Origin of the sequence: Bradyrhizobium retamae (genome assembly GCF_001440415.1) — a bacterium.
Taxonomy (GTDB): Bacteria; Pseudomonadota; Alphaproteobacteria; order Rhizobiales; family Xanthobacteraceae; genus Bradyrhizobium; species Bradyrhizobium retamae.
Map to the genome: position 1 here is coordinate 41862 of NZ_LLYA01000170.1, position 23092 is coordinate 64953.

The 23092-nt window shown below is 61.1% G+C and carries 30 protein-coding genes; 21 read left to right on the forward strand and 9 right to left on the reverse strand.

Going from position 1 to position 23092, the window contains the following annotated elements:
• Positions 1 to 52 precede the first annotated feature (52 nt).
• Positions 53 to 430 carry a VRR-NUC domain-containing protein gene (locus tag CQ13_RS25480; RefSeq protein ID WP_057845583.1) on the forward strand — a complete coding sequence of 126 codons (378 nt, stop codon included), beginning with the start codon at positions 53 to 55 and terminating at the stop codon, positions 428 to 430.
• Positions 430 to 1071, forward strand: a complete 642-nt coding sequence (locus CQ13_RS25485) for a hypothetical protein (RefSeq protein ID WP_057845584.1) — start codon at positions 430 to 432, stop codon at positions 1069 to 1071. Before CQ13_RS25480 ends, CQ13_RS25485 begins: the two co-directional genes overlap by 1 nt.
• Positions 1072 to 2056: 985 nt before the next feature.
• On the opposite strand, the gene CQ13_RS25495 is transcribed toward CQ13_RS25485, so the two are convergent.
• The 9 genes from CQ13_RS25495 to CQ13_RS25535 all read right to left on the reverse strand — a co-directional run bounded on the left by CQ13_RS25495 (position 2057) and on the right by CQ13_RS25535 (position 5796).
• Positions 2057 to 2380, reverse strand: coding sequence for a hypothetical protein (locus tag CQ13_RS25495; protein ID WP_057845586.1), 324 nt, complete (start codon positions 2378 to 2380; stop codon positions 2057 to 2059).
• A 40-nt stretch (positions 2381 to 2420) separates the two neighbouring features.
• Positions 2421 to 2930, reverse strand: coding sequence for a hypothetical protein (locus CQ13_RS25500; protein WP_156433902.1), 510 nt, complete (start codon positions 2928 to 2930; stop codon positions 2421 to 2423).
• Between the two features lie 72 nt (positions 2931 to 3002).
• Positions 3003 to 3233 (reverse strand): hypothetical protein, encoded by a 231-nt coding sequence (locus CQ13_RS25505; protein WP_057845588.1) that lies wholly within the window; start codon positions 3231 to 3233, stop codon positions 3003 to 3005.
• A gap of 82 nt (positions 3234 to 3315) precedes the next feature.
• Positions 3316 to 3594, reverse strand: coding sequence for a hypothetical protein (locus CQ13_RS25510; protein ID WP_057845589.1), 279 nt, complete (start codon positions 3592 to 3594; stop codon positions 3316 to 3318).
• A 114-nt stretch (positions 3595 to 3708) separates the two neighbouring features.
• A complete protein-coding gene (locus CQ13_RS25515; protein WP_156433903.1) occupies positions 3709 to 3990 on the reverse strand; it encodes a hypothetical protein in 282 nt (93 codons plus the stop codon).
• A 15-nt stretch (positions 3991 to 4005) separates the two neighbouring features.
• On the reverse strand, positions 4006 to 4635 hold the full coding sequence (locus tag CQ13_RS44585; protein ID WP_057845591.1) for a hypothetical protein: 630 nt from the start codon (positions 4633 to 4635) through the stop codon (positions 4006 to 4008).
• 46 nt (positions 4636 to 4681) lie between these two features.
• Complete coding sequence (locus tag CQ13_RS25525; RefSeq protein WP_057845592.1) at positions 4682 to 5134, reverse strand: hypothetical protein; 453 nt, start codon at positions 5132 to 5134, stop codon at positions 4682 to 4684.
• 3 nt (positions 5135 to 5137) lie between these two features.
• Positions 5138 to 5377: a hypothetical protein gene (locus CQ13_RS25530; protein WP_057845593.1), complete on the reverse strand. Its 240-nt coding sequence runs from the start codon at positions 5375 to 5377 to the stop codon at positions 5138 to 5140.
• Between the two features lie 11 nt (positions 5378 to 5388).
• A complete protein-coding gene (locus CQ13_RS25535) occupies positions 5389 to 5796 on the reverse strand; it encodes a hypothetical protein (protein WP_057845594.1) in 408 nt (135 codons plus the stop codon).
• Positions 5797 to 6493: 697 nt separating this feature from the next.
• On the opposite strand from CQ13_RS25535, the gene CQ13_RS25540 reads away from it, so the two are divergent.
• The 19 genes from CQ13_RS25540 (at position 6494) to CQ13_RS25630 (ending at position 23092) form a co-directional block, all read left to right on the forward strand.
• A complete protein-coding gene (locus CQ13_RS25540; protein WP_057845595.1) occupies positions 6494 to 7096 on the forward strand; it encodes a P-loop nucleotide/nucleoside kinase family protein in 603 nt (200 codons plus the stop codon).
• Positions 7093 to 7326 carry a hypothetical protein gene (locus CQ13_RS25545; RefSeq protein WP_057845596.1) on the forward strand — a complete coding sequence of 78 codons (234 nt, stop codon included), beginning with the start codon at positions 7093 to 7095 and terminating at the stop codon, positions 7324 to 7326. Before CQ13_RS25540 ends, CQ13_RS25545 begins: the two co-directional genes overlap by 4 nt.
• Position 7327: 1 nt before the next feature.
• Positions 7328 to 7864, forward strand: a complete 537-nt coding sequence (locus CQ13_RS25550; RefSeq protein ID WP_057845597.1) for a terminase small subunit — start codon at positions 7328 to 7330, stop codon at positions 7862 to 7864.
• Between the two features lie 186 nt (positions 7865 to 8050).
• The gene (locus tag CQ13_RS25555) at positions 8051 to 9997 is read left to right on the forward strand and encodes a phage terminase large subunit family protein (protein ID WP_057845598.1); all 1947 of its coding nucleotides are present in this window, start codon (positions 8051 to 8053) and stop codon (positions 9995 to 9997) included.
• A 27-nt stretch (positions 9998 to 10024) separates the two neighbouring features.
• A complete protein-coding gene (locus CQ13_RS25560) occupies positions 10025 to 10291 on the forward strand; it encodes a hypothetical protein (protein WP_197427433.1) in 267 nt (88 codons plus the stop codon).
• Between the two features lie 52 nt (positions 10292 to 10343).
• On the forward strand, positions 10344 to 10550 hold the full coding sequence (locus CQ13_RS25565; RefSeq protein ID WP_057845600.1) for a hypothetical protein: 207 nt from the start codon (positions 10344 to 10346) through the stop codon (positions 10548 to 10550).
• A complete protein-coding gene (locus CQ13_RS25570; protein ID WP_082637638.1) occupies positions 10550 to 12163 on the forward strand; it encodes a phage portal protein in 1614 nt (537 codons plus the stop codon). The genes CQ13_RS25565 and CQ13_RS25570 overlap by 1 nt, the downstream gene beginning before the upstream one ends.
• Positions 12160 to 13458: a S49 family peptidase gene (locus CQ13_RS25575; RefSeq protein ID WP_057845601.1), complete on the forward strand. Its 1299-nt coding sequence runs from the start codon at positions 12160 to 12162 to the stop codon at positions 13456 to 13458. The genes CQ13_RS25570 and CQ13_RS25575 overlap by 4 nt, the downstream gene beginning before the upstream one ends.
• 11 nt (positions 13459 to 13469) lie before the next feature.
• Positions 13470 to 13832: a head decoration protein gene (locus tag CQ13_RS25580; protein WP_057845602.1), complete on the forward strand. Its 363-nt coding sequence runs from the start codon at positions 13470 to 13472 to the stop codon at positions 13830 to 13832.
• A gap of 36 nt (positions 13833 to 13868) precedes the next feature.
• Entirely contained in the window at positions 13869 to 14927 is a 1059-nt protein-coding gene (locus CQ13_RS25585; protein ID WP_057845603.1) for a major capsid protein, read from the forward strand.
• Complete coding sequence (locus tag CQ13_RS25590) at positions 14927 to 15340, forward strand: hypothetical protein (protein ID WP_057845604.1); 414 nt, start codon at positions 14927 to 14929, stop codon at positions 15338 to 15340. The genes CQ13_RS25585 and CQ13_RS25590 overlap by 1 nt, the downstream gene beginning before the upstream one ends.
• Positions 15340 to 15693: a head-tail joining protein gene (locus CQ13_RS25595; RefSeq protein ID WP_057845605.1), complete on the forward strand. Its 354-nt coding sequence runs from the start codon at positions 15340 to 15342 to the stop codon at positions 15691 to 15693. The genes CQ13_RS25590 and CQ13_RS25595 overlap by 1 nt, the downstream gene beginning before the upstream one ends.
• The gene (locus tag CQ13_RS25600; RefSeq protein ID WP_057845606.1) at positions 15693 to 16217 is read left to right on the forward strand and encodes a hypothetical protein; all 525 of its coding nucleotides are present in this window, start codon (positions 15693 to 15695) and stop codon (positions 16215 to 16217) included. The genes CQ13_RS25595 and CQ13_RS25600 overlap by 1 nt, the downstream gene beginning before the upstream one ends.
• A gap of 7 nt (positions 16218 to 16224) precedes the next feature.
• Complete coding sequence (locus CQ13_RS25605) at positions 16225 to 17040, forward strand: phage baseplate assembly protein V (RefSeq protein WP_057845607.1); 816 nt, start codon at positions 16225 to 16227, stop codon at positions 17038 to 17040.
• Between the two features lie 54 nt (positions 17041 to 17094).
• Positions 17095 to 17508, forward strand: a complete 414-nt coding sequence (locus CQ13_RS25610; protein WP_057845608.1) for a GPW/gp25 family protein — start codon at positions 17095 to 17097, stop codon at positions 17506 to 17508.
• Positions 17508 to 18365, forward strand: coding sequence for a baseplate J/gp47 family protein (locus CQ13_RS25615; RefSeq protein ID WP_057845609.1), 858 nt, complete (start codon positions 17508 to 17510; stop codon positions 18363 to 18365). Before CQ13_RS25610 ends, CQ13_RS25615 begins: the two co-directional genes overlap by 1 nt.
• Positions 18365 to 19216 (forward strand): hypothetical protein, encoded by an 852-nt coding sequence (locus CQ13_RS25620; RefSeq protein WP_057845610.1) that lies wholly within the window; start codon positions 18365 to 18367, stop codon positions 19214 to 19216. The genes CQ13_RS25615 and CQ13_RS25620 overlap by 1 nt, the downstream gene beginning before the upstream one ends.
• Before the next feature lie 16 nt (positions 19217 to 19232).
• A complete protein-coding gene (locus tag CQ13_RS25625) occupies positions 19233 to 19898 on the forward strand; it encodes a hypothetical protein (RefSeq protein WP_245309308.1) in 666 nt (221 codons plus the stop codon).
• A complete protein-coding gene (locus CQ13_RS25630) occupies positions 19898 to 23092 on the forward strand; it encodes a DUF4815 domain-containing protein (protein ID WP_057845611.1) in 3195 nt (1064 codons plus the stop codon). The genes CQ13_RS25625 and CQ13_RS25630 overlap by 1 nt, the downstream gene beginning before the upstream one ends.

Consider the following 23092-nt stretch of genomic DNA (forward strand, 5'->3'; position numbering starts at 1 on the left):
CGGAGACCGGATCGGTCTCTTCAAGGCTGTCGATCCACGCGACCTTCGTCGCATGGAAACTCGGATCGTCAACAACATCCCCGAATGGCGCTATCAGGCTGCGGTGATCGCACGCCTGCACGCAATGGAAGACGAAGGTCTGCCAATCGCCTGCGCTGGCGACATGAACCGCGCGAAGCGCAGTCGCCGTGAGCGGATGGAAGCAAAGGTCACGGGTCTTACCGCAGGCGAGCCCGATGTTCGTGTCTACATGACGCGGGCTCGCCTGCTTAGCTTTGAACTGAAGACGCCAAAGGGATCGCGCTCGAAGGCGCAACGCGACCGTCACAAGCTGCTCGCCGCTCTCGGCTTCGAGATCATCACCATCAAGGCCACGACGCCGGAAGAACTGGCCGACCTGGTTGAAGCTGAAGTGCGAGCCCGGCTGTAATGCAGATCACGCTCACGCTCACGAAGGGGATGCTCGAACGCCTCGACGCATTGCGCGAGAGTAGCATCAACACCGCGACCGCGAAGGCGCTGACCTTCACCGCCAAGGACGCGCAGATGGCATTGCGGACGCAAGTCCCAGCCATGTTCGTCATTCGTCGTCCGTGGATCGTCGGCGGCATTCGCATCAAGCCGGCGAATGGCGGAAACCTGAAGGCGCAGGTCGGCTCAATCGACAAGTACATGGAGCGCCATGTCATCGGCGCCGGACGTGAGAAGCAAGCAGCCAACAGCCTGTCGATCCGCTCGAAGCGTGGCAGCAACGGCCGTCTGGCAACGGGCGGCATCCTGATCAAACCCTACGGCTCGATTGCCAGTGCCCCCGTGCATACGGTGGTGCGTCGTCGTTTGAACCGGATGGAAAACCAGAAGAAGAAGCCGTTTCAGATCGTCTCTGGCGGTCGGGTCTTCATCGTGCGCCGCAAGGGCAAGGCACGGAAGCCGCTCCAATCCCTCGCCATGCTTCAGAACAGCGCGGACATCTCCGAGAATTGGGACTTCTTCGGCACCGTTAGCGGTGTCGTTCAATCGCGCTTCCCCCATCACTTCTATCGAGCGGTCGTGAACGCGAGCACTCGATGACGAAAACGACTCCCCCCTCGTTTGGCGAAGATGACTCGGCCCCCATGAATCGAAATGTGACGAAAACGACTCCCCCCTCCCACGATCGAGGCGCAACCCACGGCTGGCCCTGATCGCAGTCGTCGCAATCGCCGCCTCAATCGGCCCCGCACTGGCCCGAGCGTGCCAGGACGAATGCGGTGGTGAAGATCCCCGACACATCGACTTCTTTGCAGAAAATGCAAATTACCCATCGGACGCAGATGTCAGCCCCTACGAGCGAAACCGGCCTGCTTCGCATCAGCGCGCCGCACTTCTGCGCTGGGGCGGATGTCGTTGGTGGCGTCGTGTGCGGCACTATCGCGCCGATCTTACGCTACATGCGTGGCTGGCCCATCGAGCGCGTCCGCTCGTACTGTCGCTCAATGCGATGGGAGCTTCTGACTCAAGGCGTGGACCGCGAGGGCCACCACGTTTAAACCTCGCGGGGAAAAAAATTTTTAGGCTACGTTTTTTCCTTACAGCGACGGGCCACTCAGCCGATCTCGGCGATCTTCCGGCGAAGCTCGTCACCAATCTCGAAAATCGCTGCGCAAAATCTTCTCTCGCCTAGAACGTGCAGGCGATCACGGCAGAGTCCGACGTTTTTTGCGCGTAGCGCCAGCGGCCAGCGCGCGCGGCCCATAAGCTTTCGGCAATGCCCCGCTACCACGGCCCCGCTTTTCCATACGACATTGCACGGGCTTCTAATCGCGTCTGGCAATCGGTCGCCATTCGCGCGCGTCGTTACACTTCGGCCCCCTCGCGGTTGCAGAATGCGACAACGCGTCACAGCCTTGTGAAGACGCGCGCGGCCGTTATCGCCGCACAAATCACGCGGCGAACTATCCGACTCGCGCCAGTAGCGGCGCATTGCTCCGAATCCTTTCGCTCGACTCGCCTAGCGGCGCATAGTGAAACGGCCCCGCAATTGCCTGCGGAGCCGTTTTCTATGCGTCGTGGTTCGTCACGCGTTACGGATGGTGATTAGGCGAGCCGAATACGTCACCACGGCATGCGAGCCGCTAAAGGTCTCCGCGACCTGCGCGCCAGTCACGTCAATAATTGGCTTGTCACCTTTGCCGCTAACCGTGCCGCGCTCCGCGCGCGTTAGCTCATTGAATTGCGACTCAGTGCAGACGGACAGGGTTAGAGTCTTGTCGCTCCATTCGCGCTTGAATCGCTTGCCGACCGTAAAGCCTACGGCCGCGAGCCTAGCGCCTTCAATCCAAATGCGAGTCCGCTCGCCTGCTTTTGTGGTTCCGAGTTTAGTCTTGAAAGTGTCGGACATTGTGATTCCTATTGTGTCGATTGATTGCGAGGGGGGATGATTAGGCTTTGCGGTGCTTTTGCACGTTCAAGACAAGATAACGGCCGTTACGGTGGAGTCCTTCGTACCATCCACGACTCGCTATTCCGTGCCGCAGGTCTGACTCGTTGTGTCCGAATTGGAATCCGCCGGTTGCGTGAAAATTGCGGATCAACTCGCCTAGCGCCATATCGGCCCCGGCTTCGTTGTCGCTTGCGTAATCGACGCGCGTTGCATCGGACGACATGCGAGACTCAACAAAGCCAACGATGGCTTGCCAGTCATCCGCCCAAAACAAATCGCGCAGATTGTTGTCTGCCGACTCGTCAATCGCGCAAACGTGGAATCGTAGCCACTCTGGAAATTCGCGCTCTTCCGGCTTCGGATAGTCGCACCAAATGACAAGCTTTGCGGCTTCGTTCGTAAACGACGGGCAAACGTCATTGCCCCATGATGAATCGACAAAGCCCGCCGGCATGGCGGGCATTTGGTCCGGCGGATAGTCTTTAAACTCAATCCTAAAATCAGCCATTGGCTTGCATCCTGTTAGAAGCGAGTCCCCTTGGAATGTCCGATGGAAGGGACAGGGGACTCGCAAATGGGTTTAGCGGTTGTGATCGCGGTTCAAGCGGCTTCGATCCGCGAGCGTCTTAGGCTTGCGCAATGCCTCTTCAAGCAATTGCGTTGTGTAAACGTCTTCAATGCGGACAACGGAAAAATGCCGCTGGCGATCATTCGCGGCGCAAAGCCTTTCGGCTTCCGTCTTCGCTGGATCAAACGCCGCAAAGTTTCCAGTTAGTTCGCCCGTGGCGATATCGCGGATTCGGAATTGCATTTAGTGACTCCTATGTTCTGAAGGCGTTGGGCTCTTCAGTGACGGCACAACCGCCAGACGACGCGCACCGCGTCGTTTCGCCCTATGCCATCCAACCGGGAATCCGCTTGTAGACTTTGAAGCGATAGCCGAAGGGGGCCGACTCTAGCTCGCGCTTTAGGCTTTCGTATTCTGCGGGAGTCGCGGGCCGCGTTGTCGCGTACCACTCGCGCGAGCAACTGCCATGCTGCCCGATATGCGCATAGCAACCCATAAGATTGCCGTTGTCGATTTCGCGAGGGAATACGGCAGTAACTTCGCCTTTGTGTGGGCCGCGCTTGTCCGCGCGGAATAGGACGGCCGTCAATGGTTCGTCAGACATGGGAATCGATCCTGATTTAGAGCGGAGTGCAGGCAATGCCCGCAACTGTGACAACGAAGGCGATGCAAAGTGCGACAAAAACAGCGCGCGCTAGTTCGACGGCATAAACCTGAATCATTGCGCGTCGTCCTCCGCATATGCGGACGCGATCCGCTTGCCCGTATGATCGCAGAACAGACTCGAGTCTTCGTAATTGATGGCAACCGCCACGACTCGCCATCCGTCGTTAGACTTGTCGCGGATGGATTCCAGAATGTTGCGGCGTTCCTGCTTCGCTGCTTCAAACGAAAGCGCGGCCCCGTCACTTGTGACGAAATAGAGCGGATAACCGCCGGGCCATGCATAGGGGCCATTGCGAACGGCCGCGCGAAAGTCTGCGATTGAGTTGATTTGCATCGACATTGCCGGGCCTCAATAAATCGTCTGCACAAACATGACGGTTGCGGAGCGATACGGATAAAAGGCGAAGCCATCGCCATGCGACTCCAAACGGCCGCGTACGGCGTTGAGTCCCATTGCAAGCTTTGCGGCTCGCATGATTTGCCGGTCTGTCGCGCCAACCGGGAGAGTCAGAGTCTCGCGCTTAACCCAGCAATAATTGGCTTCGCCTCCGAAAGTGTCCGTATACTCAACGGACATTTGAAAGGACTCCGCGCGCTTCACTTTTTGGACGCGGGCATAATCGCCAGAGCTAACAAAATATGTGCCGTGGTATTCGTCGCCACTAATCGCGGCAATCCGCACCGCAATGCGTTTGCCTCCGAAATTGTCGCGATATTCGCGGCCAAAGGTAACGCGGCCCAAAACTTCGCCCGTCCAAGTCGTCGCGACTCCCTTTTCCCGGTTGATATAAAGGAAGTAGCGCGCGGGCTTGTCGCGCAGAAACTCAAAAACTTCTAGCGCGCTCCGCTCTTCATTCGTTGGCGGGATGATATCCGCCGGCAATTCTGACGGATGGTAGCTAGTGCGATTGCCTAACCAATTGCGGAGCGCGGTTTCGCGGTTGCGGATGGCGACGGCGGATTCTGCGGAGAGTGTCATTTGCGGGAGTCCTGATATCTGAAGAGGGATTGAGATTTGCGCGGGCTTAGCGGTGGTAAATCCAACCGCGCCACGTTTCGCAGTAGGCTTCGCCGAAAGCGCGAGCCGCGTTCTGCAATGCTTCAAGGCATGCCGCGTGCCCGTCGTCTGTGAAGCCAACGCCATGACCCTGACGGGCAAACCAAAAGAGATTGCCGAGTCTTTCGTCGTTTAGTTCGTTGCGGCCATAGCGAAAGCCTTCGGAGCCCGGCTCTAATTCCATCGCGGCCGTTAAGTGTGCTTCGTTGGCTTGCCAGAACGCGGCGCAATCCTTTGCGAGGTCTGCGATTGCCGCGCGCGTAAGACGCGCAACGCCTAAGCGGTTGAGTCTGTGTTCGTCGTTTTCTTCGCCAATGTCGCCATTGGTGAAAAACATCGCTTCTACATAACCCTTTGCGAAATCGCTCAACGCGTCATAGCTGCGCGGGGCTGGAACGTCGTTTAGAACAAACTGCGGCATGGCTTAGGCTTCCATCCAAGGGGCTTGCACGTTGTCGAAAAGGTAGGCTTTGCAGTCTTCAGCCATCGCAGACGCGGCGGGGCCGTCATCCTGTTCGGGGCAATCGGTATCGACCAGATCGCCGTTGCTATCGAAATCGAACCAATAAGCGCGCGTGCTGCGAAGCGTGCTGCATGGCCACGCTGCATTGAATGCAGCGACTTCATTGCGTGAGGCGATAACCTTGCGGCCAATGATTTGCATTGCGCGCGCTCCTATTCGCCGAAATAGAAAACGGCGGAATAGGCGAGCAAGATTGACTCGACGTTCTGCGAATTGCCGGGAGTCCAACGAGTCCAGCCCGTGAACCAATCCTGATATTCGATGAAAGCGGACTCGGGCTCGCAATAGTCGCTTAGTTCGCCGCGAATGCGCACCGCAGGCCCGCCAGTGCAAAGCAAGATTGTGTATTCTGCCGGGCTCGAGTCTTCCTTATTGCCGGGGCTGTACCAGCCGGACCGCACTTCGACGCTTAAAGCGTCTTCGTTGATCCGCTCGCGGGCCTCATTCTCCGCGCGATCATTGCCGGCCTTTTCGGCGAAGCGGAGCGCGGAGACCATTTCCACGATTGAATGGAATTGAGCGATTGCCTGCGATAGTCCGCCATCGTTGCGCGTTGTCATGTCCGTTTGCCTTTCGTCCGTTGCTAGCGACGGGCCATCCGTCGTTAGACAGTCCATAACGGACTAAGACCGGAATCGTCAAATGATTTCGGAGGATGGCGACGGACGAAACCGGCAAGGCGCCGGATAATGCGGACCAGGTTGCACCTAAACCGGCTTACGAGCGCAGAGCCAAGCAATATCAATAGCTTAGATCATTTCGCGCAAAGCGATCGAGCCGCGCAGACGCAAGCGAAAGCGAACGAAACGCGCAAAGCGAACCGCATTCAACACATTGATATCATTGGGGAAAGCGGTCTGCGCTGGGCTCCGCGGCGCGGGCCATACAACCGCAGGTTATATCGCATGCGATCAAACGATAAGCGCGAAGCACAAGATTATTCTATGAGACTGAGCAAAGCGTGAAAAATGTTCTGTCAAAGCGGCGTTTGAGGGAAAAAGGTACTTTCGAGGGGGTGTGGGGTGCGGGTGACGCGCGACCGTCCACCTTTTCTAGATACGAGAGAAAAAAGGGTACTTTCTGTTCTCAGCGCAGGGTTGCAACCTTGAGGCCCGAGAAGGGCCAGAAGCGCCGAAAGGGCCTATTTTCCGGTCTATGACCGGATTTTCATCCGTTGGGATCAAGGGATATTCAAACGCACTCGAAAGAAACAATACCGATTGAGACCGTATAGCTCTCAACGGGAGCTTTCGTTTCATGATCGTCGTCGGCCTCAAGGGGCTTATTGGGTCTGGCAAGACCACTGTCGCTCGTCACCTCATCGAAAAGCACGGTTTCGTCCGTGGGCGCTTCGCTGGCGCTCTGAAGGACATGCTGCGCGCCTTCTTGCGCTATCGCGGCTGCGATGAAGCCACCATCGAGCGCATGATCGACGGCGATCTGAAGGAAGAGCCGTCCGATTGGCTCAACGGCAAGACGCCGCGTCACGCGATGGAGGGCCTTGGCAAGCCTTGGGGCCGCGACTGGATGTCTCCCGACCTCTGGATCGCGACCGAGACCGACAAGCTCTGGATCGAGCAGCCCGAGCGCGTCCTGTTCGAGGATTGCAGGCACGCGAACGAAGGCGTCGCCATCGAGCGCATGAACGGTCGCGTTTGGGAGGTCTGGCAACCCGGTTTGGTGCCGAAGGATCAGCCGACCGAGCGGTATCAGGTCGAAGTCAGCGCGTCGGCGGTGATCGTGAACAAACTCGGCCGGCTCGATGAAACGATGAAGCAGGTCGATGACCTCGTTGCTCGCCTCGTTGCGAGGGCCACCATTGGCCTGCCGCCGATGCAAACCCAGCCGGTGCGGCCGTGAAGATTTCGCAGGCATATGACTTCGAGCGCCTTCTGAAGGCCCGAGACGAACTGAAGGCGGCGCATCGCGTCGCGTCGCACGGCGAAGGTCTCGGCATCACGATCAGGGGCTCCTACCAGGACAAGGAGATGATCGAGGCGGTCAAGGCCGCCGTCGTCGCCGAGTTCGACCGTCGCATCGCCGCCGTTGATGCGAAGCTGATCGCGCTGGGCGTCGAGATCGACGAATAGCATGGGCAAGATCGTCAACCGGCAAGAGCTTGCCGACCTGTTCGGCTACTCGCTGCCGACCATCTCCGCATGGATCGAAGACGGCCTGCCGGTGGAAACGCACGGCGGGCGCGGCAAGCAGTTCGAGTTCGATACCGAGAAGTGCCTGAAGTGGCTTCTCGCGCGCGAGCGTGCGCTTAGGAAGGCGGAAACGGCCGCGACGATGAATGACGGCAGCGAGCCGATCACCATCGAAAAGGCGCGGCTCCGTCACGAAGTAGCAAAGGCGAAGACGGCCGAAATCGAACTCGCGCAGAAGATGGAGCTTGTTCGCCCGGTCGCAATGATCGCGCGCGTGCTCTCGAACGAGATCGCCAACGCGCGTGCTCGCCTTCTCGCGATCCCCTCGAAGTTTCGCCCGACGATTCATCTCGCGGTCGGCACGCAAGAGAAGACCCAAAAGCTCGTCAACGAGTTGGATCGCCTGATCCGCGAGGCGCTGACCGAGATCAAGTCGTTCGCCGACGAACCTTCGAAGCCAGAAGAAGAAAATGTCTAGTGAAGAAGTACCCATGAAGCCGTCGTGGCTTCGATGGCCCCCGAATTGCTGTGAGTCCTGCACCGCATGGCACAAGCAAGGTGACTTTGACGGTCGCTGCGGCCGTGCGGAGTCCAAGCACCACGGCGATATGACCGAGTCCCGTCAGCGATGTCCTGAGTTTCGACGGAGGTCGGACATCTGACGATGGATATCATCGCCGTCCTCGACGAATATGATCTCGACCCGGCGCATGAAGAGAAGCTTCGCGCGACGGTGCGGGAGATCATTGCCCAAAGCTTCAGCCCGCCGCCGAAGCTGACGGTCTCCGAATGGGCGGACGAATACCGTATCCTCTCGCCCGAAGCGTCCTCCGAACCCGGCAAGTGGTCTACGTCGCGCGTAGAGCCGTCGCGCGGCATCATGGACGCGTTCGCCGATCCTGACATCGAGATCATCACCTGTATGGTCGCGGCGCAGACGGTGAAGACCGAAGTCATCAACAACGTGGCTGGCTTCCACGTCCATCTCGATCCTTGCCCGATGCTCATTCTGCAACCGACGTTGCAGATGGCCGAAGCATACTCGAAGGATCGTCTCGCGCCGATGATCCGCGATACGCCGCAGCTTGCGGCGAAGCTCGGCAACCACGCGCGCGACTCCGAAGACACGATCCTTCACAAGAAGTATCCCGGCGGTCATATCACGATGGCCGGCGCGAACTCTCCTGCATCGCTGGCGTCGCGTCCGATCCGCATCCTGCTCTGCGACGAAGTTGATCGCTATGAGGCGAGCGCCGGCAAGGAAGGCGACCCGGTTTCGCTCGCTATCGAGCGAACGACGACGTTCTGGAACCGCAAGATCGCGCTCGTCTCGACGCCAACCATCAAGGGCGCGTCGCGTATCGAGTCCTCATATGAGGAAAGTGATCAGCGGCGCTTCTTCGTCAACTGCCCGAAGTGCGGACATCTGCAACACCTTCGCTGGAAGCAAGTCCGCTGGCCCGAAGGCGCTCCGCTCGAAGCGAAGTATCATTGCGAGTACAACGACCCGACGACCGGCGAACTCTGCGATCACGGATGGGATGAAGCCGAGCGACTTCAGGCCATCGCTGGGGGCGTGTGGCTCGCAACGCGGCCCGAGATCAAGGGCCACGCCGGCTTCCATCTCAACCGCATCGCTTCGCCCTGGCGCGCGCTTGGCGAGATGGCGCGCGACTTCGTGCTCGTCAAGAAGCATCCCGAGCGTCTGAAGACGTGGGTCAACACGCGCCTCGCTGAGACGTGGGAGGATCGCGGCGAGCGCGCCAACCCGGATTCGATCTATGGCAGGCGCGAAGAGTATGACGCCACCGAAATCCTTCCGAGCGGCGTCGGCGCCATCACGGCGTCGGTCGATATTCAGGATGACCGCTTCGAGATCGAGTGGCAGGGCTGGGGTCAGGACGACGAAAGTTGGTCGCTCGACTACAAGGTCTACTATGGCGACCCGAACTCTCCCGGTTTTTGGGAAGTGCTCGACCATGCCTTGATGCGCACATTCCGGCATCCGGCCGGTGTTGACATGCGCGTCGAGGCGACGTGCATCGACTCCGGTGGTCACTTCACGCAACAGGTCTACAACTTCGTTCGGCCGCGCCAGATCAGGAAGGTCTACGCCATTAAGGGCATCGGTGGTCCCGGCCGTCCGATCTGGCCTGCGAAGGGCACGGTCAACAAGGCGAAGAACGTGACGGTGTTCGTGCTGGGCGTTGATCAGGCCAAGGATGTCCACTACAAACGCCTTGGCGTGAAGGAGCCCGGTCCCGGCTACTGTCACTTTCCGAAGATCGAGCCGCCTTATGACAAGAAGCACTTCGAGGGTTTGACCGCCGAAAAGGCGATCCTGAAGACCGACAAGAAGGGCTTCACGGTCAAGGAGTGGCACAAGGTCCATCAGCGCAACGAACCGCTCGACGTGCGTGTCTACGGAATCGCGGCGCGGCTCTCGCTCGGCATCAACATGGAACGGCGTCTCGGCGCGTTGCGTGCTGCCGCGTCTGCGACTCTCAATCAGGCCCCGCGAGCGGCCATGTCCGGCCCGGCGGAAGAGCCGACCCCGGCACCGGCCGGCACCGGCCGGCGTCGTCTTCGCTCACGCGGCGTTGAAAGATAGGCGGTTGCAGGCTACATGCGAAGCATGATGACCAAGGAAGACATTCGGGAAGCCCGAGCGGTGCTCGGCAAGATGTGGAAGCCCGGCGGCGCTCCGCTGACTGCCCAAGAGCTTGTCCGCGCCCTCGGCCTGTCCGAGAAGCACGGCACCGACCATGTCTACAACATGGAAAGCGGCAAGTCGGCGGTCTCTGGCACTATCGAGATGCTGTTGCGCATCTATATGGCGGGCGGCGTTCCGCCTGACGACGTTGTGATCTTCGCCCCAACTGAGCCTCGCAAGAAGGCGCGCTAAAGGCGACGGAAGTAGTCTCTTTGGATCGCGCCATGTCTCGTAGCTTCGAGACATGGCACAGAGCGTCGAAGAACAACTCGAACAAACCCTCGAATCGATCCGTCAGGTCGAGAAGAGCGGCCAGCGTTACACGATCAAGGATCGTGAGCTTTGGCGTGGCGATCTGAAGGTTCTCGACAAGCGCGCCGAGCGCCTTGAGCGAGCGAGTGCGCGTGCCAAGAATGGCGGCGTCAAGATTCAGCGGATCATTCCGCTGTGATGAAGCCCCTCGCGCCCACGTTTACGGATCGCCTTCTGGCGAGCGTCGCGCCAACCTTCGCGCAGCGCCGCTACCATGCGCGCCTGTCGCTCAACCTTATGGGCCAGTATGCCGGCGCGAAGTCGAACCGCGCTGCGCTGAAGACTTGGCGCACCAATCCCGGTTCGGCCGACGCTGACACGCTTGGCGATCTGCCGACGTTGCGCGCTCGATCGCGCGACCTCGGCCGCAACAATCCTATCGCTACCGGCGCTCGCTCGACCTCGAAGAGCAACATCGTCGGCACCGGCCTGCGCGTTCGCTCGAAGCTGAATGCCAAGCTGCTCGGTCTCTCCGAAGAAGCCGCCGAAGTTTGGGAGCGCAACGCGGAGACGCTGTTCGATCTTTGGGCGCAATCCAAAACCGCCGACATCACGCTCACGCAGAACTTCTATGAGCTTCAGGGGCTCGTCTTCAACACGGTGTTCGAGTCCGGCGACACGTTCGTCCTGCGGCGCACGCCGAAGCGCAAGACCATCGTCCCGCTCGCGCTCAATGTGATCGAGGCCGACCGCGTTGCCACGCCGCAAGAGAAGATGGGTGACTACTACATCCGCGACGGCGTCAGGATCGACGAAGATGGTGCGCCGGTTGGCTACTACATCCTCAACGACCATCCCGGCGACTCGCCGACCTATGCGCAGTACGGCTACAAGGAAGTTGCGGCGTTCGGTGCGAAGTCCGGCGAGCAGATGGTGCTCCATGTGTTCGAGCGCCTTCGGCCTGGCTTGAACCGTGGCATCCCGCAGCTTGCGCCTGTCATCGAAATCCTGAAGCAACTCGACCGCTACAGCGAAGCCGAGTTGATGAAGGCCGTTGTGTCGTCGTTCTTCACGGTCTTCCTGAAGACCGAAGGTGACGACGGACTCGCCAGCGCCACGCAGGGCGCATTCCCCGGCATGGGTGCCAACGAGATCACGATGGGGCCGGGCACCATCGTTGACATCGGGACCGGCGAAGACATCCAGACCGCGCAACCGGCGAACACGTCCAACTTCGATCCGTTCTTCACGTCCGTCGTGCGCCAGATCGGCGTTGCGCTGCAAATCCCGTTTGAACTGCTCATGCTGCACTTCACGGCGAGCTACAGCGCCTCGCGTGCGGCCTTGGAGATGGCGGCGCAGTTCTTCCGCGACCGGCGCACTTGGCTTGTCCGCGCCTTCTGTGCGCCCGTGTACGAATGGTTCATGGCCGATGCGATCAACGCTGGCCTGATCGTCGCGCCCGGCTTCTTCAATGATCCCATTCGTCGCGCCGCTTGGCTCGGCTCGCAATGGATCGGCCCGGCTCGCATCATTCTCGACCCGCTGAAGGAATGGAAGGCTGAAGCCGAAGCCGTGAGCCTTGGCGCTCGCACCATCGAAGCCGTGATCATCGAGCGCGGTGGCGATGACTTCGAGCAGACCACGAAGCAGCGCATCCGCGAGCACAAGGCGCGTGCCGCCGGCAAGCTCGAACCCGAAATCCTCGCCCCGGAAGGCACGGCACCCCCGCCGCCGACTGACGAGAACGGCGGCGAAAAGGGCGGCAGTGGCAACAAGCCGAAGCCGGCACACAACGAGGACGACGAATGACCATCCGCAGCATCCGCAACCCGATGATCTTCGACGCCGCGATCACCGCCAATTGGGCGATGGACGAAGCTGCGCTTCAGACCGTCCTCGAAATCGCATCGCGCGAGCATCAGATCGAACCGACGATGCTCGAAGCCTATCGCGCGCAAGAGCTTGATCGTGCCGAGCGCGCGACCGTGCGTGATGGCGTGGCGATCCTCAACGTCGATGGCCCGCTGTTCAAGCGCGCCAACCTGATGACCATGTTTTGCGGTGCGACCTCCTATGATGTGCTGCGGCGCGACCTTCAGGCCGCGCTCGACAACGCGTCCGTGCGCGCAATCATGCTCAACATCCATTCGCCCGGCGGCGAGGCGGCAGGCACTTCCGAGCTTGCGCAGGCCGTCTATGACGCTCGCAGCGTGAAGCCGATCCACGCCTATGCAGGCGATCAGGCGGCGTCGGCCGCTTACTGGATCGGATCGGCCGCTGACAAGTTTTGGATCGGGCCTGCCGCCGCGCTCGGCTCCATCGGTGTTCGTGCTGGCATCCAGGACACGTCAGGTCGCGACGAATCGCGCGGCGTCAAGAACTATGAGTTCGTGTCGTCGCAGTCGCCGTTCAAGAAGGTGGACCTCAACAGCAAGCAGGGTCGTGACCGCGTGCAAGCGCGCGTCGATGCGATGGCTGCGGTGTTCGTCGAGACCGTCGCCAAGAACCGAAACGTGTCGGTGGCGCATGTCCTCGAAGCATTCGGAAAGGGCGATGTCCTGATCGGCAAGGCCGCGATTGACGCTGGCATGGCCGATGGCTTCGGCACCTTTGAATCCGTTCTCGCGAGCCTGTCTCGCGGTGAAGAGCCCAAGTCCTTTGCAGGATTCAACCCGGCCGCATCCGGCCAAACCCAAGAGAGTGAGACTATGGAAAAGACCCCGGAAGAACTGGCTGCGGAAGCCGCCGCCGCTGCAACGGCCCCGGTCGTTGCCCCCGAAGCCGCTGCCGTCGAGACCGTCGATGCGTCTGCCGCTGCAACCGCAGCCGAACGGAAGCGCGTCACCGACATCATGGCGCTGACCCTGCCGGGTTACGAAGAGGCCGCTTCAAAGGCTATCGAAACGGGCTCTTCGGCGCATGAGTTCTCGGCAATGATCGTCAGCACTGAAAAGGCTAAGCGCACCGAGCGCGCCGATGCCGTGAAGACGGACACCGAAGCGAACGCTGAAGTGGCTCCGTCGAGCGGCAAGGAGCGGGCAACGGGCGACGACGCCGCAGCCAACGCAATTCTCGGCGCGTTCAAGCTCGCGACCGGCAACTAAGGAGCCCGCTAGTGGCACAGTTCAAGGAAGAGGGTTCGTTCGTTCCGAACCAGTTCGCGCTCGGTCACACGCGGGCGCGCAAGGCCGTGATCAAGTCCGGTGCCGGCGTTCTCGCCGCCGCGACCGTGCTCGGTCAGGTAACGGCCGACAAGAAGTACCTGAAGTCGCTGGCCGCAGCGAGCGATGGTTCGCAGGTCGTAGACGCCATTCTGGCCGAAGCCGTCGATGCCACCAGCGCCGACGTGGAAGCGATCATCTACATCGCCGGTGAGTTCGATCAGGACAAGCTGATCCTCGGCACTGGACACACCCTCGGGTCGATTGACGCGACGTTCCGCGACAAGTCGATCTGGCTCGTCAAGCCGCAGGGCTAACCGAGACAACCACGAAAGCAAACGGGAAGCCCTACGATGGACCTCTTTTCCACTACCGCCCTCAACCGCGTTGTTGAAGAACTGCCGCTCAACCCGGCGTTCTTCCTCAACACCTTTTTCACGACCGTCGAGACCTCGACGACCGAAGACGTGAAGTTCGACCAGGTCAAGGGTCGTCGCCTGATTTCGCCCCTCGTCAGCCCCATCGTGGCCGGCAAGGTCATCCGCGAAGCCGGCTACAAGACCTCGTCCCTGAGCCCGGCCTACGTCAAGGACAAGCGCGTGTTCGATCCGAACAAGCAGTTCAAGCGTCGCGCTGGCGAGAAGATCGGCGGGTCTCTGACCCCGGATCAGCGCCTCGCCGCGTCCATCGCCTTTGCTCTCAACGAGCAGTTGGAGATGTGGACCCGCCGCCTCGAAGTGATGTCCGCCGAAGTGCTGCGCACCGGCAAGGTCATCCTTGAAGGTGACGAGTATCCGAAGCAGGAAGTGGACTTCGGCCGCGATGCCGAACTGACCATCGTCCTGACCGGCACCGACAAGTGGTCTACCGCCGCCGTCAACCCGCTCAATGATATCGAGGAATGGGGTCAGGCCGTGTTCGACCATTCGAGCTTGGTCGTGCGCGACGTGTTCATGGCGAGCGACGTGTGGAAGGCCATCCGCGCAAAGATGGCCGGTCCCGACACCGATGCGGTCGCCAAGTCGATGCGTCTTCAGATCGACACGACCACGGCTGGCCTGTCGGCGGCTCGCGCTGAGCTTGGTCCGATCCTGATCACTCCCGGCGTGAAGCTGGTTGCGGTCTTCGGTGACTATCGCCTGTGGGTTCACGCTGACAAGTACACCGACCCGTTGACCGGACTCGAGAAGGATGTGCTTCCGGCTGGCGAGATCGTCATGGCCTCCCGAGAGATCGAGGGCGTCCGTCACTTCGGCGCGATCCGCGACCTCAAGGCCGGCATTCAGGCCCGCGACTTCTTCGTGAAGTCTTGGGAAGAGGAAGACCCGAGCGTTCGCTACATCCTCGGTCAGTCGGCTCCGCTGATTGCGCCGTACCGTGCGAACGGCACGCTGGGCGCGAAGGTGCTCTAATGCCCATCTATCGAGGTCTTGTAACGATCAAGCGCGCTGGGCGGTATCACCCGCCCGGCAGCTTGCACGACTTCGACGAAGACACGGCGAAGGCCCTTGGCCCGTCGCGCGTTGTCTTGGCCGAAGATCAGACTGCGACCGTTGTCGCGGTCACGGGGTCCGCTGGGGATGCCACCAGCGACGCGCCGCCCGCTGTCGTGGTTCCTCCCGCCTCAGAACAGTCGGGCGGCGCGAGTGTTCGCGTCTCCGAGATCAGTGCTGCTATCGACCTGCTCGACGAGAAGAAGGACTACTTCAAGTCCGGCCCTCGCGTGGGCAAGCCGAAGCAGAAGGCGATTGAAGAGATCGTGGGTTTCGACATCAATGATGCCGAGATCGACGCAGCCCTGGCTCTGCGCGAAACGGGCCTCTGATGCCCGTTGAGACCGAAGACGATCTGTTGATCTTCCTCAACCCCGACGAGTTCGGGGTTGAGGCGTCTTATGTCTCGCGTGAAGACGGCGCTGAGCCGAAGACTGTCCCCGGCATGTTCGATGACGAAGGGAGCAACTGGAATCCGAACCGTTGGACCGGCACGGAGTTTCAGATGCAGATGGGCGCTCACGTCGAGTCAACTGGCCCGACGTTTCAGTGCCGGACGGCCGACCTGCACAAGGGCGGTCGCAAGGGCGAGAAGCTGACCATCAAGGGCACCGAATACAGGATCGAGGGCAAGCGACCGGACGGCACCGGCATGACGCTGCTCCTTTTGATGGCGAATGATTGATGGCCCATCCTCGCAAGCTGATCCGCCTCGCATTCAAAAACCGACTGGCCCTTCCGCTGCCGGACGGTAGCTTTCGCACGGCCGCAGGGTCGCGCGTCTATGCAAGCCGGCTTGCGCCGGTCTCCGAAGAGGAACTGAAGGAAGATGGCCCGGCCATCCTCGTTTACGCGCGGATGGAGAAGTACAACGCCGACAAGGACTATGGCGTCGAGGGCATCGCTACGAACGTCGAGCGCGAACTGACGCTTGTCACCGAAGCGATGACGCTCGGCGGCGAGACCGTTGACGACAAGCTCGACGACATGGCCGAAGAGATGGAGGCTGCGCTTAGCGACTTCGAGATTCCCGGCTTTGAGACCGCGCGCATCCGCCTGATCGAGTCCGACATCGACGTTATCACCGAGCAGGTCAAGCGGCCCGTTGGCGCTATCGGCCTCGTTTGGCAGATCAATTACCGCACCGCATGGCGCGCTCGCTCCAACGTGGATGCGCCCGACTATGACTTCTTGAACAACCCGACGTGAGGCTCGCATGAAGTTTCTGCGCGATCCCGCGAGCACTGGCGGCGTTAGTGATCCCGAAGCGACGGACATTGACCGGCGCGCGCAGGACATCGTCAAGTTCGGTCGCGTCAAGGAAGTCGATTACAAGCGCAGCCCGCCGTCCTATCGCATCGAGATCGGTGACGAGAACGACGAAGACAACTACATCCTGACCGATTGGCTCCCGGCGACCGGCGGTCGCGCCAAGGGCGACCGCGAGACGCACTATCTGGAGAAGGGTGAGAAGGTCGCGCTGCTTGCCGAAGGTGGCGAGCTTTCGACGGCCTATGTCATGCCCGCCGGGCAGTACACCGAAGAGGAAGACGAGAAGGAAACGACCGATAAGGCGGGTGTTTGGCGCAAAGTCTTCCAGAAGCCGAAGAGCAAGGACGGCGAAGGTGGCGAGGGCGATGAGGGCGGCGAAGGCGGCGAGGAAGGTGGAGAAGGCGAGGAAGACGAAATCCTTGGCGAGATCAGCTACGACCGCAATACGGGCGACTGGCTGATCAAGGGCATTGAAGGCAAGGGCTCGATCACGCTCGAAGGCTCGGGCTGCAAGATCGTCATGAAGGACGGCACGATCACGCTGAAGGCGAAGAACTTCGTCGTCGAGATGGAAGAGAATGTCCAGATCGAAGCGGGCGATAAGTTCGAGTCGAAGGCCAGCGAGTCGCACCATACCGCCGAAGAGACCTTCAAGACCATCGGCAAGACGATGCTCGGTCTCGACGACGAAGGCGACGAGGCCAAGGACAAGGTCGTGACCGAAGCCGGGCCGGCGAAGCAGACGTTTGCGAAGATGTAATAGGCGACCAAACCAGTCTGTCGGCGATCCCTACGTCGCGGCACGGTACGCCTTATGGCAACTATTGACCGTTTCACTGGCAGGCCGCTCGAAGGCATCGACGATGTCTGGCAGTCGATTGCGACCATTCTGAGCACCCCCCTCGCGGGGCTCGTTATGGCACGCGATTTCGGCTCCAAGATGCCGCGCCTCGTTGACCGCGCCGTGAGCCAGGTCACGCTGATCGAGTTCTATGCGGCCGTGCCGGACGCGATCAATCGCATCAATCCAGAGGCGTTGATGGCGGAAGAGCCGCGCTTCCGCATCATTCAGATGACGCTCGCCGACATGACCGATGCCGGCCATGCGACGTTCGACATCGACGGCATCTATTACCCGCGTGGTCATCTTGGCGACTACTCCGAAGCGCGCGATGCGCAAGGTCGCGTCATCGTCGCGAACAATCTCGTGATCGGGAGCTATGTATAATGGACGCGCCGCTTCCGAACCTGCCGCTCCCGGTTATCGAACGCGAGCCTGAGTTTCAGATCCTTTTTGATGCGCGCCTGACGCAGATGCGTGGCCTCTTGGAGACCGCAGGTCTCGATTGGGACACTTGGATGCTGCGGTCGGACCCCATCAACAACGTCTGCCGTCACGCCGCGTATGGCGATCTGCTGTATGTCACGTCGCTCAACGATACGTTCCGCGCCACGCTGATCGACTTCGGCCAGGGCGCCGATCTTATTGCGCAGGCGTCGGATTGGAATTTGGAGCGTGCCGAAGGCGAGACCATCGACGATCTGCGACGCCGTTTGCGCGAGCGCAAGAAGGGGCAGGGCGGTTTCACCGACAATTGGTACAAGCGGTTCGCCTTCGAGGCCGCGCCGCTGCTCGTTGCCGACGTTGGCGTTGCTGGCGACTCCAAGGGCGGCGTAAAGGTCTCGATCCTGTCGGCCGAAGCCAACGGCGTCGCGAGCCCCGAGCTTCTGGCGACCGTGAATGCCGCGCTCAATCAGCCGACCGTGCTGGGCGACAACGATCATATTGAGGTTGTGCCTGCGGTGATCCGCGTCGTCAACGTCGAGGCTGACGTGTGGCTTCTGCCCGAAGCGCCGGCCAACGAACTGACGAGCGCCGAAGCGCGCCTCAAGACTGAGTTCGCCGCCGCGCGGCGGCTCGGCTGGGACTTCACCGCCGACTTCGTGATCGCGGCCCTGCGCACGTCTGGCGTCCGCCGGATCGTCATGCTCACGCCGGCCGCCGACTCGTATGTGCGCGCCGAACCGAATGAGGCCGTGGCGCTCGGCACCGTGAAGCTCAACTTCAAGGGTCGGTCCTACTAATGACTAACCTGATCGACATCGTACCTCGCTCAGCTTCGCCGCTCGAACGTGCCAGCGTGCAGGTCGTTGACTCGCGCGAGCGTTACAAGTCGCTTGTGCAGTCGATCATCGACGTGCGCTATCTCGATACGATCCCCGCAGACATCCTGCCGTGGTTGCTGCGCCATTGGGGCCTTGAGGACGCGGCTGCGTTCACGCCCGACCATCAGCGCCTCTATAAGGAAGGGAAGCACTGGCAGACGGTGCGCGGCCGTGTAGAGGCATACGAGATCATCTTCGACTGGCTTGCCCTCGAAGGTGAGTATGAGCGTGGCACGCGCGGCGACGTGCGCTGGGGCCTGTTCCAGCTTGGTCTCGAAGCCGAGCCGGCGATGACCACGCTGATCAATCTGATCGGTCTCGCCAATCTCTCGAAGCGTGCATCGAGCGTGCTGGGGCGCGTCTACGGCGGATATGACATCCGGCCGGTGCGCCTCGACATGATGCGCCTCGATGGTGCGTTGCTCGACGATTGGTCCGGCGTCTATCTGTCGGGGATCAAGCCGAAGCTCTCCTTCGGTCGCCAGCACGGCGGTCCCATCGACTTGATGCCGGTTCTGTCCGGCGGCGCTTATGCGGCGCATGAGGGTGTTGCGCGCTTCGAGGAAGGCTTCGTGTTCGACCGTTCGGTCCTCGATCAGGAAGTCGTCGAGCCGTCCGTTGTCGCCATTCAGGCCGCATTCTCTGCCGAGCAAATCGACCTCGCCGATGACGTGTCGATGCCTTGGCCCAATTCGCCCTGGCCGCAACTCGGCTGGTCCTACTTTGAACCTTTCACCATTTATGGAGGCCCTGATGGCTCTTCTGGTTAATAGCGGCCGAGCGGGCTTGGCCGGCGCCTTGCGCGCGCGCCCGATGTTCTTCGCGTGGGGCCGTGGTGCCTCTTGGTGGGGCGCGACGGATGTCGTGAACAAGACCTTCGCCGGGTCGCCCGAGCGCATCACGCTCGATCACGCCCCGGTGGCGTCACTGACCCTGCGCAACGGCGAAAGCGCGCAGGTCTATCAGTCGCCCGCCGACTACACCTATGACAACAACACGGGCGTCGTCACGCGCGTCAACGGCGGCGCTATCTCTGCGGGCTCGACGGTGCAAGCGCAGGTCGTCTACGGCACTACGCCGCTCTCCGCATCCGACACCGGCTTGGTCAGCGAAGTCGGCCGTCGTCAGGCCGCGTCCGTCGAGTTCGTCAATCCCGATCCGAACGGCACCATCAGCACGCCGGGCGGTAATCGGTGGACGGTCTCGGTCACGCCGACCCGCTACCTCTATGTGCAGGTCTTGTTCGACTACCTCGAAGCGCAGACCGAAACGATCCGCGAAGTCGGCATCTTCGTCGATGGCACGCGCAAGGCGGGAGTGCCTGAAGGGCAACTGTACTTGACTCCCGAAGAAGTCGATCAGCCGGGATACTTGCTTCTGCTCGACCGCTTCGCCGGCATCGCTCGCTCTCCGAGTTCGCGGCAAGGCTTCTCATACGTTTTGGTGATCTAATGGCTGACGCCCGCGACAACCTTCCGGCATACATCAACACCTTTAACCGCGCTAAGGGCTTCCAGCGCCTCGCGGCTCACTATGACCGCTTCCTGACGAGCAATGAGATCAATGTCATTCAGGACATTGACGCCGACCGCGTGAAGCAGATCGCCGACGCCTTCTGGCGCGACGGTTCGCTCGTCAGCGGCGGCGCAATCGTTCTCGGCCCCATCGTTAACGCGACGGTTGAAGCGCGGTTGGCAGCGGCCAAGGTTTACATTCGCGGCGCCGTGCATGACATCGAAGCGCGCAATCTCGTTGTGTCCGCAGTTGGCACCATCGTCATCGGCATTCGCCTGCGCACGTACACTTTGACGTTTGAAGACGACGTGACCCTGAAGGGTATGGCCCCCGGCACGCGCGCGCAGGGCGAGCCCGGCGCTTCGGCGCTCGTTATGAAGGGGCGCTGGGGCTTTGAGGGTGACGGCGAGGAAGGCGACTTCTTCCCGATCCACACCATCACTGACGGCACCATTGATACGCCCGGCGAGCCCGGTATCGACGACGCTTGGGCGAACCTGCTCGCGCGCTATGACCGGGAAGCTCACGGCGGCTACGTTGTGGACGGCTTCAAGGTGCAAGCCCTTGGCATGGACGCTGGCAAGCAGGTCTTCACCGTCTCAGAAGGCACCATCAACGTCTACGGCTACAAGCGAACCCGGCCTGCCTCGTATCGCCTGCGCGTAACCGAGAACCCGGAAATCATCCTGATCGATGACGAGCCGCATGCCGTCAATTCCGGCGCGCAGACCATCGTCGTTCGCTTCGCTCCCATCGCCGAAATCGTCGAATGCACGATCATCGCCGAGAAAACCGTCACGCTGACGCACGGCGCTTATACCGGCGTGTCCGACGCGCTGCCCGATCCGACCGTGCTCTCGATCAGCGATGTCCGGCAGGGCGGCACCGTCTACACTCAGACCACGGACTATAAGCTGGCCGGCGCTGCGATTGATTGGTCGCCGACCGGCGCTGAAATGGCACCGGGCTCGACCTATCAGATCACTTACCGCTACCTGACCAATGCGGTCCCGACGAACATCCAGCGTGATCGCTTCAACATCACGGGCGCTGCGGACGGCACTGTCGCCTACGTCAAGTATCGCACGAAGCTGCCGCGCTATGACGCCGTCGTGGTCGATCAAGCCGGTGTGATCTCCTACCTCGAAGGCATCTCTTCGCTGTACGCACCGCAGGTCGTGCAGGTCGCGCCGACGCTCGTCAAACTGGCCGATGTCTTCAACAATTGGGGCCTTGTCCCGACCGTGCGCCAGGTCGGAACCGTCCGCATGCCGTACTCCGACCTGCGCAGCCTCGAAGGCATGGTCGGCGATCTCTACGCGCTCGTTGCGGAAGAGCGGCTTCAGCGCGACGTGGACCGCAAGGAAGTGACGGCCAAGCGCGGCGTCTTCGTCGATCCGCTGCTCGACGACGATATGCGCGATCAGGGCATCACGCAAACCGGCGCAATCTTCAGCGGTAAGCTGTGGCTCCCGATCACTCCGACCGTCACGACGCTCCCGGTGGCGCCCACGACGCTGTCCTACACGTCCGAGAACGTGTTCGAGCAGCGCCAGATCACGGGCGAGACCAAGATCAACCCCTACTCTTCGTTCGGCCCGCCGCCGACCGATGTCACGCTGAATCCCTCCGTTGATCTTTGGACGGAGACGCGGGACGTGTGGACCTCGATCCAGACGGCCCGGCAGGTCGGTTGGGGCGGCGTCCTGTGGGCTCAGACGCAAGAGTTTCAGGATCGTGTCGTGAGCAACATCACGACCGAGATCGAGACCATCCGTCAGCGTTCGGTCGGCTTCACGATCAACAAGTGGGGCTTCAACGAAGTCCTGACGAAGGTCACGTTCGACGACATCGACGTGACGCCGGCCGGTGTGATCCGCGCCGACGCCAATGGCACGCTCGTCAGTTCATTCCAGATTCCGGCGGGCGTCCCGGTCGGTGTGAAGCATGTCGGCTTCGAGGGCTTCGGCGGCTCGAAGTGCAATGCGCTCTACACCGCCTACGGCTGGCTGACGACCGTCACCAACGAGCGCAACGTCATTACCACGAACTACTGGTACAACCCCGATCCGGTTGCGCAGACCTTCCGCTTGCAGGAACCGCGTCAGGTTCTCGGCGTGGACGTAAAGTTCACCAAGATCGGCGACCGCAACAAGCCGGTGCGTATCCAGATTCGCGAAGTCGAACTCGGCATCCCGACCGAGCGCGTCGTGGCCGAAAGCGTGCTCGACATGCATGGGGTCACGGCCATCGACCCGCTTTCGACCGCCCCGCGCCTTGAATCCCATTGGACGTTCGCTGCGTTCGACCGCCCGACCACGCTGCGCGAAGATCGCAACTATGCGATCACCGTCCTGACCGAAGATGCGATCCACTCGGTTGCCATCGCTGATCTCGGCGGCTTCGATCAGATCAACGGCTGGGTGACGAGCAACGCGTTCCCGCTCGGCACCTTCCTCGACGGTTCGGACGCGCGCACTTGGCTTCCGAAGCCGGGTCGCTCGCTGACCTTCCGTCTGCGCGTCGCCAAGTATGCGCCGGCCACGCGCACGATTGAGGTTGGCGAAGTCACCGTCACGAACTGCTCTGACCTCATGCCGCTGCTTGTTGCCGAGCGTCCCGAGAACACGGCTATCGAAGTCGAGTTTGAAGCGCCGAACGGCGCGAAGTACGTCACGGGTCCGGCGGTGAACATCCAGCTTCCGTCCGCGATCACCGGCACGCTGAAGGTCCGCCTGCGCATGATCGGCACTGCGGCCCTGTCGCCGCTCATGGTGCCGTACATTCAGGTCGTGGCCGGCTCGATCCAGTCCGAAGGCGACTATGTGAGCCGTGCGTTCGAGGCTGGCACCGACTCGAAGATTCGCGTGATCCTCGACGTGTATCTGCCCTCGACCTCGACCTTGACTGCGCAGGTCCAGACCTCCGAGGCCGCTGGCCTCCCGGTGTGGTCGGCAGTGACGCTTGAGAAGGCCACGCCGCTCGGCGACGGCTGGGAAGAGCGGCAGTACATGATCGACCACGTCAACAGCAACATCTCGCGCGCGAAGGTCGTGATCACGGGCGGTCCCGCTGCTCGGTCCAACGTTCGCAACATCCGCTGCGTCGCAGTCCAGTCCACCACGGGTTAA